The sequence below is a fragment of the Anaerovibrio sp. genome (assembly GCF_024697385.1).
GTDB lineage: Bacteria > Bacillota > Negativicutes > Selenomonadales > Selenomonadaceae > Anaerovibrio.
Genome location: NZ_JAILFV010000161.1, coordinates 1 through 10,118, shown reverse-complemented (window position 1 = coordinate 10,118; position 10,118 = coordinate 1). Strand labels below are relative to the sequence as shown.

The 10,118-nt window shown below is 42.3% G+C and carries 8 protein-coding genes; 4 read left to right on the top strand and 4 right to left on the bottom strand.

Features of this window, described 5'->3' with window-relative positions:
- Together sfsA and K6C05_RS08635 are read left to right on the top strand one after the other, a co-directional pair.
- The coding region (sfsA, locus tag K6C05_RS08640) for a DNA/RNA nuclease SfsA (protein WP_296733703.1) at window positions 1-567 on the top strand (567 nt) is incomplete at its 5' end.
- Between the two features lie 274 nt (window positions 568-841).
- Entirely contained in the window at window positions 842-1,594 is a 753-nt protein-coding gene (locus tag K6C05_RS08635; RefSeq protein ID WP_296733701.1) for an NAD-dependent protein deacylase, read from the top strand.
- A gap of 59 nt (window positions 1,595-1,653) precedes the next feature.
- On the opposite strand, the gene K6C05_RS08630 is transcribed toward K6C05_RS08635, so the two are convergent.
- From K6C05_RS08630 to mqnE, 4 genes are read right to left on the bottom strand one after another with little or no spacing between them, the layout of a single operon-like run.
- A complete protein-coding gene (locus K6C05_RS08630; RefSeq protein ID WP_296733696.1) occupies window positions 1,654-2,505 on the bottom strand; it encodes an MTAP family purine nucleoside phosphorylase in 852 nt (283 codons plus the stop codon).
- A 15-nt stretch (window positions 2,506-2,520) separates the two neighbouring features.
- Window positions 2,521-3,546 (bottom strand): cyclic dehypoxanthinyl futalosine synthase, encoded by a 1,026-nt coding sequence (gene mqnC / locus K6C05_RS08625; protein WP_296733693.1) that lies wholly within the window; start codon window positions 3,544-3,546, stop codon window positions 2,521-2,523.
- Window positions 3,533-4,633 carry a CofH family radical SAM protein gene (locus K6C05_RS08620; protein WP_296733689.1) on the bottom strand — a complete coding sequence of 367 codons (1,101 nt, stop codon included), beginning with the start codon at window positions 4,631-4,633 and terminating at the stop codon, window positions 3,533-3,535. Before K6C05_RS08620 ends, mqnC begins: the two co-directional genes overlap by 14 nt.
- An 11-nt stretch (window positions 4,634-4,644) precedes the next feature.
- Complete coding sequence (gene mqnE / locus K6C05_RS08615; RefSeq protein WP_296733688.1) at window positions 4,645-5,742, bottom strand: aminofutalosine synthase MqnE; 1,098 nt, start codon at window positions 5,740-5,742, stop codon at window positions 4,645-4,647.
- Between the two features lie 199 nt (window positions 5,743-5,941).
- Between mqnE and K6C05_RS08610 the strand changes: the two genes are divergently transcribed.
- Entirely contained in the window at window positions 5,942-6,163 is a 222-nt protein-coding gene (locus K6C05_RS08610) for a DUF2905 domain-containing protein (protein ID WP_296733685.1), read from the top strand.
- Window positions 6,164-6,216: 53 nt separating this feature from the next.
- Complete coding sequence (locus K6C05_RS08605; protein ID WP_296733683.1) at window positions 6,217-9,882, top strand: autotransporter outer membrane beta-barrel domain-containing protein; 3,666 nt, start codon at window positions 6,217-6,219, stop codon at window positions 9,880-9,882.
- Window positions 9,883-10,118: the final 236 nt, after the last annotated feature.

Sequence of the window (10,118 nt, the reverse complement as noted above, 5' to 3'; positions counted from 1 at the left end):
GGTCGCTGTAAGGAATTGTTGATACCCGGGGTTAAAGTGGTATTGGCTAAATCCGATAATCCCAACAGAAAAACCCGCTATGATCTTGTAACAGTGGAAAAAAACGGTCTTGGGCTGATAAATATAGACAGCCAGGCCCCTAATAAGATTATTCATCAATGGCTGTCAGAACAGGACTTTGACCTTATAAAACCGGAATACACTTATGGGCAGTCAAGAATTGATTTTTATATGGAGCGTTCCGGTAAAAGATATCTCCTTGAAGTAAAGGGCTGTACCCTGGAGCGTGAGGGGATAGGATATTTTCCTGACGCACCGACTCAGCGGGGAGTAAAGCATATTCATGAGCTTATAAAGGCCCAAAAGGAAGGTATCAATGCGGGAATAGCCTTTGTTATACAAATGCCCTTAGTCTGTGAGGTACGACCAAATGTTGAGACACATCCTGCCTTTGGCGAAGCCCTGGCAGAGGCAGAGGCGGCAGGGGTGAAGATAATAACTGTTGGCTGTGATGTTCGGCCGGCTTCATTGATAATTGATTATACAAGAATACATGGGAGCTTTTAGTTTAGAAAAAAATTAAAATTTTTTCATTTACTTATCATTTGTTAAAAAAATTACGATTATAGAGTCAAATAGAACACGCAAAAGTAATTATGCTTTACATCAGGGATTGTATTTTTGCTTTATGGGCGTGAAACAGTTTCTACAGTAATCCTTGTAAGGAGATGCCGGCCGCAGGATACAGCATCTCCTTAAGGGATTACCAATCTTAAAAGCTACCTTCTGCATATCTCATTGATATCCAGAAGGTTTTTAGTTAGGGAAGGGGGCTTCTGGTATGAATGATGTTAATATTTTGGCTAAAATCATAAAAGAAAGTAAAAATCTCGTGTTTTTTGGTGGAGCCGGAATGTCAACGGAATCCGGTATCCCTGATTTTCGCAGTGCCGGGGGAATATACAGTCAGAGGCTCAATCAGGAATTTACTCCTGAGGAAATGGCCTCCCACAGTTTTTTGGTGAAACATCCTGAGGAATTTTTCGATTTTTACCGCAATCGAATGATGTTCATTAAGGCAAAACCCAATGAAGGGCATTATGCCCTATCCAGGCTGGAGAAGCTTGGTATTTTAAAGGCTGTTATAACACAAAATATAGATGGACTTCATCAGTTGGCCGGCAGCAATAAGGTTTATGAACTGCATGGCTCAAGTCTTCGATGGTCCTGTATGACCTGTGGCAGGTCTTATCCAATGGAATATGCCCTGGAGGAGGACTCCCTTCCAATACCTCACTGTGAGGATTGTGGAGGTATAGTAAGGCCTGATGTTGTTCTCTATGAAGAAGGCCTGGATAACAATGTTCTGTCCCAGGCAGTAGAGGCTATTTCCAAGGCAGACACAATGATTGTAGGGGGTACTTCGCTGATAGTATATCCAGCCGCCGGTTTAATTGACTATTTTTCCGGAAATCACCTCATACTGATTAATAAGTCACAGACAAGGGCAGATAATCGTTCGGAGCTGGTAATCAGGGAGCCTATCGGAAAAACCTTGTCGGCAGCAGTGAAAATTCTGGAAGAAAATATTTGAAATAAAAAAATCGTTTCCTCAGGGAAACGATTTTTTTTATTGAAGCTTGATAGTTGTTCTCATCCTTTAGAGGAGCTTTCATTGTATACATCCTTTAGCAGGGTTTCCTTTCTAAGGGACAGGCATTCACAATTGCGTTCTTCTGCGTCCACATTGCGGATGGTTTCCAAAATGATCTGACCTATCATTGGTGCATCATCATAGAAAATATCAGACATGTCATGGTGAGACCATTTTTCCCGGATGCCTTCACCATAGTTTACAGTAAAATACAGTCCTGCATAGCAGGCACCAATTTCCCTGGCCAGATAAACCTCCGGAGCGATGCTTTGACCAACAATATCAGCATGTCCATTAAGCATAGCTATCTCAGCAGGACTTTCAAAGTGTCGTCCATCGGTTACTGCATAGGTACCACGGGTGAAAATGCGCCCGGCAAAACGCTTTTTGGTAGCTGCAATCAAAGCCTCGCGAAGCTCAGGGCACAGGGCATCACGCATTACAAGGAGGTATCGGCCATCAAGCATGACATCCTTGCGTACTGATAAGTCCAGATAATCATCAGGGATGATGAAATCCCTTAAATCCAGAAGCTTATTTACAGTACCAACACCTCCCTCGGATATGATGCGCTTTACTCCGGCTTCACGGAAAGTCCAGAACACCTGCCTGGATGCATCGGCCCTGGTTACTCCGCTGCGCCATCCATGCATTTTCACGGTGAGAACCTTTTTTTCGCCTACTGAGAAAAAGCGAAAGGCCGGACTCTGTCCATAAGGCGTTTCAAAACGCAGATTATCGGCTAATATTTTTACATCTATATCAGGAATGTTGGCAGGGAAATCACTGGATAATGTTCCGGATCCACCTACTATAGCATAATCCGCTGCCGGAATTTTAATATCTGTCATGGCTGTTCCTTTCAATTAAAACCGTTTAATAACATTGTATTCGGTATCTCTCTGGGCAGGTTTTTTGCCGGCTCCACGAATCATATCTGCCATCTTGTTGATTGACATTTCATATTGTGTACCGGCAGCCCGGACAACATTTTCCTCCAGCATTATACTGCCCAAATCATCAGCACCAAAGCCCAGGGTGAGCTGTCCTATTCTTTCGCCCTGAGTTACCCATGAGCCCTGGATGTGTTTTATATTGTCCATATATAATCTGGTAACGGCCAAGGTTTTCATATAATCCCAGCCTGTGGTTTTTTCGCCGCCAAGTTGAGTGTTGCCAGGTTGAAAGGTCCAGGTGATAAACGCGCGGAAGCCACCGGTTTTGTCCTGAAGCTGACGAATTTTTTCCATATGCTCGATGCGTTGGGCCATGGTTTCACCGAAGCCTATTACCATTGTAGCTGTACTTTCCATGCCAATGCTGTGAGCACATTCCATCACATGAAGCCAATCTTCGGTCATGATTTTTTTGGGGCTGACTTTTTTTCTTATTTCATCTACAAGGATTTCGGCGCCACCGCCAGGCAGGCTGTCCAGTCCAGCTTCCTGTAATCTTTTTAAAGTGTCAAGGATTGAAAGACCGGCTTGTTGGGCAAAGTATTGTATTTCGGTAGCCGTAAAGGAATGAATGGTGATCTGAGGAAACTGTTTTTTTATTCCCCGGAGCATTGTTTCGTAATAATCAAGGCCCAGATCGGGATAAAGTCCACCCTGTATCATTACCTGCGTGCCACCTGCTTCAGCGGTTTCACTAACTTTTTTCAATATTTCTTCCTGGGTGAGGAGGTAGGCATCCTTATGGTCCTTTGGACGGAAAAAGGCACAAAACCGGCATTCATTTTTACACACATTTGTATAGTTGATATTTCTGTCCACAATAAAGGTCACTGTCTCATCAAACAGCTTGCGGCGTGCTGCATCAGCCTTTGCACCAAGTTCGATGGGATCGCCTTTTTCCAGCATATGGATACCAAGCTGTTCATTTATGCGCATCAGTATTTACCTCCTGATAAAAAGTGTCTCGCTCTACCGGTTCGTATCCGGTCTCTATTATAAAGCGCTCAAGATCAGCCCTTGTGATACCTGTATGTGTCTTAGCCCCTGCGGCATGAATGATTTTTTCTTCACCGATTGTACCATCGAGATCATCAGCTCCAAAGCCAAGGGCAAGCTGGGCAATAGGCATGGTCAGCATTATCCAGAAGGCCTTGATATGATCGACATTATCTAAAATCAGGCGGGATAAGGCCAGCATTTTCATGTCTTCCCAGGAACCAACCCGCTTCAGGTCATAATCCCTGCCTAACTCGGTGTTGGCAGGATGGAAGGGGAACAGCATAAAGGCCTGAAAACCATGTGTTTTATCCTGAAGATCACGAATAGTGAACAGATGTTGTAGACGCTCTTCAATGGTTTCAATATGCCCATACATAATTGATGCGTTAGTGCGTATTCCCAGCCCGTGGGCAGTTTCCATTACCTCAAGCCATTCATCCCTGGTAGCTTTTTTGGGACATATTATTTCCCTTACCCGTTGGGATAGTATTTCAGCACCACCACCAGGCAGGCTGTCAAGACCGGCCTCCTGTAATTCAGTCAAGACCTGACGGATGGTCTTGCCACTGATTTTGCTGAAGTTTACTATTTCCACAGGGGTGAAGGCTTTTAAATCTGCCTGGGGCAATGCCCTCCTTACCTGCTTTACGATGTTCAGATAATATTTAAAATCCTTGTCGGGGTGCAGTGCACTGACAATGTGGATTTCTGATAACTCTGGGATATTCTCCGCATTTTTTAGTATCTTATCAATGTCAGCCTCTTTAAGGACAAAGCCCCGTTTATCTCCTTCCTTCACCTGGAAGGCACATAGTGGGCAGTTGGCCTTGCATATATTTGTCAGGTTGATATGTCGGTTTACAGTATAAAATACCTTGCGGCCACTTTTCTTCTCCTTCATCCTTCTGGCGCATCCGGCAAGAAAAAGCAGGTCATTATCATGATAAAGGGCAAGTGCGTCAGCCAGGGAAAGGCGTTGGCCTGCTTCGGCCCTGGCTCTGGCGTTTGCTGTAGCTGTATCCATAGTTTATTACCTCATTCAAATTTTCTTAAGATATTGAAATTGCAGTCACAGGCTGCCGGAATTCTTCCGGCTTCACGGATAATACGGATAATACTGTCTTCTGACAAGGCGGTTGGGCTTGTGGCTCCGGCATCGTGAAGGATTGTTTCCTTGTGTATTGTGCCATCAATATCATTGGCACCAAAACCAAGGGCAATCTGGGCAACGGGTACCGTAAGCATTACCCAGTAGGCTTTTATGTTCATAAAATTATCCAGCATCAGGCGGGATATGGCCATGGTGCGCAAATCATCCCACATGCTGGTCTGTTTTATTTTTTGTCCCAGCTCGGTATTTTTCGGCAGGAAAGGGAAGCATATAAATGTCTGGAATCCACCGGTTTCATCCTGTAACGACCTTAATTTCAACAGGTGATCAACACGCTCTTCAATGGTTTCTATATGACCATAAAGCATGCTGGCATTTGTTTTTATACCCATAAGATGGGCTGTCCTGGCAACTTCCAGCCATTGGTCTGCTGTTGCCTTTTTGGGGCAAAGCTGATTGCGTACACGATCAGAAAGTATCTCTGCGCCGCCTCCTGCTATGGCCTGAAGGCCGGCTTCTTCCTTGAGGCGTGTCAAAACTTCTTTTATTGAAAGGCCGGAAATCTGTGCAAAGTGGGTGATTTCAACTCCTGTAAAGCCCTTTATATACAGCTGTGGGTATTTTTCATGGATAGCCTTTACTATCCCAAGATAATCCTCAAAGCTCCAGGTGGGATGCAGACCACTTACCACATGAAGACCGGCAAGATTTGGGTCATGCAGGGCGTCCTCAACCACTGACAGTGCCTTTTCTTTTGTCATTTCATAGGCCCCCGCATCATCCTTGTCACGGCCAAAGGCGCAGAATTTACAGTGTGAAGTGCAGATGTTGGTGAGGTTTACATGACAATTTACATTGTAATAAACTATGTCACCACATTTCTTTTTGCGGACGCTGTCTGCCAGGGCACCCAACCAGGCTATATCGTTACAATGAAAAAGGCGGATTCCATCTTCTCGGGTTAACCGGATACCTTGATCCACCTTTTGAGCTATATCTGTATATTCATTTGAATTTAACAATTTCTGATCCTCCAATAATTTGTCATACCTATATATTATAACACTGTTTTATGTTTTTTGCAGTTATAATAATTACTAAAATGAATCATGGCTTTTCCGTTATACCTAAAAAATATTTAACCAAACTATTTTTTATATATGTTATTTCTGATAGAATATAAAAAATAATATCTATACATCATTGCTTTTATGGGATGGTATGAACAACATGAACGATATGGGAAAATTGCTGATTCTATTGGGAATTATACTGGTGGTTACCGGGTGTATTATATATTTCGGTGGCAGATATCTTCCTTTGGGCAGATTACCCGGGGACATTAATTATACAGGAGAAAACGGGTCCTTTCATTTTCCTGTTGTGACCTGCATAATAATCAGTATTGTTTTGAGTGTTATTGGCAATATTTTTTTTCGGTAACTGAATGGCATGGATGCCATATTATGAAATGACATTAATTCACGGAGGGTAATATGAATAGGAATTGTTGTAAAAAATTATCAATAATGATTGCTCTTTGGTTGGCTTCTGCGCCTTATGCCTTTGCATCAACAACAGAGACAATTACATATAATGATAAATCCGTAGTGGAGCTTAACTTATTGGAGTCAGGGGATGAGGTGACGATTACTGTACCACCTACTGCAGCAGAACCCAATCCAAAGGCGGAAACTGTGGTGAAAGCTCCTGAATTTACCATTGATAATGCAACAAAAAATGGTATACTCTCGGGCGTACATTATTGGACTGATATGTTGGGTCCGGGGATGAAGAATTCTCATCCATGGCAGATATATGTCACTACAAAAGATAACTACAACAATGCATCTGCCTATACCACTTCCTTCGATGGTGAAACAGGATATCAATCTGATGCAAATTACGTACAGCAATTCTTGCAGGGTGATTTAGAGCTGGGAACAATGCAGCAAAATTTGGTTCTTGATGGAACATCCAAGGAACACTTTGGATTCAGTGAAATCACCATAGGCCGTTATTTTGGTGCAATCCGGTCAGGAAGTGTCAATGGATATATGATGGATGGAGATACTATATTGCCAACTAATGAACAGGCAGTTGATTTTGTTGGAACATTCCGTCATGAAATGGGACATGCCTTGGGGATTTTTGCAGCTACCCAGTATATTGACGACAAGGGCAACCCTACCGAAAAGATATATGTCACGGATGATGGCGAACGGCTTATACAATTTTCCGGTGATGTAACTGATGTTGATTCCTGGAACGCCCATCTTTATGACCAAAATGGTAATCATGCCAAGGCCGGCATGGAGATAATCACCACAGATGAATTTAATAAAAAATTGGCAGCTGATTCCTCATTGAAAAAAAGTGATTTTTTTATCGTTGATAATGCAGCCTTAAACGCTGCATCCCTTTCCGGTACCCAGGGAAAACTTTATTTTAAGGGAGAAAATGTTTCTGATGCCCTGGCAGGTGCGACATTTGATGGAATATCAGGAATCCCGGTACAGGGATGGGAAGAAAAACAGGAAGGAAACCAAAAGTATTATTTTGAAGGCTCACATTTACAGACTACAGGCATGATGAGCCACAGGACTTACAGTAACTATACTGCTTTTATGGAAGCTGAATTGGCTGTAATGCAGGATTTGGGCTATACAATAGACCGTGAGGCATATTTTGGTCATTCCGTTTATGGCAACAATGGGATTATCAATAATACCAATTGTTATTTTGCCCGTAACGAGGATGGAACTGCCTATCTGCAGGATGTATACAGCACAGTTCCTCTGGGAATTGGTCTGCACATTTACGGTTCAGGCAATACAGTAACACAGTCCGGGAATATTCTGACTGCTGGTACCGGAGCCGTCGGTGTCAGGATAGATGGAATTAAAAACACTCTCGTTATACCTGAGGATACTTCGATTCGGGCCGATGGTACCAATGGTAAAGGTGTACTGGTAGCCTATGGCCGAGATCAGTCTATAGTGCATAACGGTACAGTAACAGCAACGGGGAATTCCGGCAATGCCTTTGAATTTAATTTTGGTTCAAGCTCCAATGGTGCAACGGACGAATACAGAGGTTCATATATACGCTATATCCGCAGTGTTGATACTGACCTAGGAATCATATCTTCTGCCAATAACTACAGTATTACTTCCATGGATCAGTTTACCTATAATGTTCAGGCTGATGAGCTTAATGGGCCACTTATATCAAAATTTGATATCAACGGTACGATGTCCGGTTCAGCAAATGCCGTGTATATTGGTCGCAATGCCTTTGTTCAGAATATAAATGTTTTGGATAATGCAGTTATTAATGGTGATATTACCTCAGACTGGAAGCATTTTAATACTGATGGCAGCTATGACGGAAGTACTACTGATTCCGATATTAACACATTATCCATACAGTATGGTGGATCCAATTATGAATATGATGTTTATATTCCTGAGCTTGTAACAAAATTAAATTTCAATATGGAAAATGATAAGGAATACAATGGAAATATTACTGGTGCTGATAATCTGAAAGTCAATGTAAACAAGGGCTGTCTTGTTTATGGTGGTACTGCCGATGTGGTTAATGTTCAGGTGGCAAAGGATGCTGCGCTTTTAGGTGGTGAATATACTGTTAACAGTATGACGGATAAATTACCTGTAGATTTGTATGATACAACTACCGGTCAATTTATCAACCACGGTACAATCGGAGCAAAAGCTGCTGATTCAAATATGGTCATAAACGGAACACTTAATTCAGATGGTATCATAAATGCCTTTGGTGGTGGCGAAAAGGGGACTATACAGGTAAATGGTACAGCCAATATTGAAGGTTCGACGGTATCTCTTTTAAATATGCTTCCGGGAGAAAATGCAGCTGTACTGAGTGCCACTACATTGAATGGCAATATCACAAATCCGGCAGGGACACCTTTTGCAGCTACAGGTATGCTCAATAGTGAGGGAACAATTGACGGTAATGATATCAGTGTTTCTGTATCAGCGGCCAATAATCTTGGGGATATATCTGACCAACAGCTGGATACATACAATGCCATGAGGGATATGCTTCAGTCATTATCAGGGGATTCACGCAGGGATGAAATGCGGTCATTGTATAGTTTGAATCCAAGTGATGCAAAAGCGGCCCTTAGTGCTATTGGTGAAAACGGTGGATTGCAGATGACGGCTATTGCCCAACAGAGCACAATGGTCAACAGGGTTATTTCGGACCGTATGAGTGTGGCATTTGCTACTAAGCCGGTTCATGTTGCAATTCCGGTAAGCAATTTAACAGATGGTGGGAAAGAGCCTGAAGTGGAAATGAAGTTGGCCGTACCACAGGAAAACAATATATGGGTGAAGATGACTAAAAACTGGGGCGATTTGTCAGCTGGTTCAAACTACCATGCTGCCGGTATAACCGGAGGGTATGACCGTCAGGTATCACCGTATTGGCGGGCTGGTGGATTTATTAGTTATAATGCAATAAGCTGTGCATCCGATAACAGTCGAGGCAATATTTTTGACTATCGTGTTGGTGTGTATGGAGGCTTTAACAAAGGGGCTGCTGAAGGCTTTCTGTATCTGGATTACGGACATATGAGAAACAGCCTTAACCGTAGCATTTCCGCACTGGGTCTTGGTGCTTCGGCTAATTATAACAGTCGTGTAATAGAATTGGGCGGTGAATACAAATATGATTTCCATGCCAATGACAATAAGATATGGCATGTGAGTCCATATGGCAATGTGCAGTTATCCTGGCTGCATCAGGATGGCTATAGTGAAGCAGGTGCAGGCATATATAATCAGCTGGTTTCAGGAAAGAATAATACTTATTTAGCCGGGCAGCTGGGAGTTGAATTCAAAAGATATCTGGCCGAAGGAAGTTACGGTATCAGATTTGGTGTGAAGCATGCCTTTTCCGGTTATAATCCTGACTTGGCATTCCGGTATTCAGGCAATGATGGCAAGGAATATATTCTCAGTAATGAATTAGACAGAACTCACATGATATGTGCCTTGGAAGGAGAGATGGAGATAGGCAATGGCTGGTTTATAAACGGTGAAGCTCAGGTGCAGAAGGGAGCACATGATAAGGATATTTATGCTGCATTGCAGTTAAAACGGGTGTGGTAAAATTTTTCTCTGTTGAATGATAATTACCCTGGCAGCCCAATGTGGAAAATCTGTATTCAAGTACATCTTTTTCTTTAAATAAGGTAATATTCATTTTTTTGAATATTATCTTATTTTATCTTGATTATTATGATATTTATACTGTTTTTATAGTTTGATAGGGCATTAGCCCTATTTTTTTTCGTTTTTTTATTGGCTTTTATATTTTTTTTTGATAGAATAATATTTAAATAATT

Bases quoted from the DNA above. Each gene is read 5' to 3' on its own strand.
- K6C05_RS08605 (WP_296733683.1), top strand. From the start codon at position 6,217: ATGAATAGGAATTGTTGTAAAAAATTATCAATAATGATTGCTCTTTGG.
- K6C05_RS08620 (WP_296733689.1), bottom strand. From the start codon at position 4,633: ATGGATACAGCTACAGCAAACGCCAGAGCCAGGGCCGAAGCAGGCCAA.
- K6C05_RS08610 (WP_296733685.1), top strand. From the start codon at position 5,942: ATGAACAACATGAACGATATGGGAAAATTGCTGATTCTATTGGGAATT.
- K6C05_RS08635 (WP_296733701.1), top strand. From the start codon at position 842: ATGAATGATGTTAATATTTTGGCTAAAATCATAAAAGAAAGTAAAAAT.
- K6C05_RS08630 (WP_296733696.1), bottom strand. From the start codon at position 2,505: ATGACAGATATTAAAATTCCGGCAGCGGATTATGCTATAGTAGGTGGA.
- mqnC (WP_296733693.1), bottom strand. From the start codon at position 3,546: ATGCGCATAAATGAACAGCTTGGTATCCATATGCTGGAAAAAGGCGAT.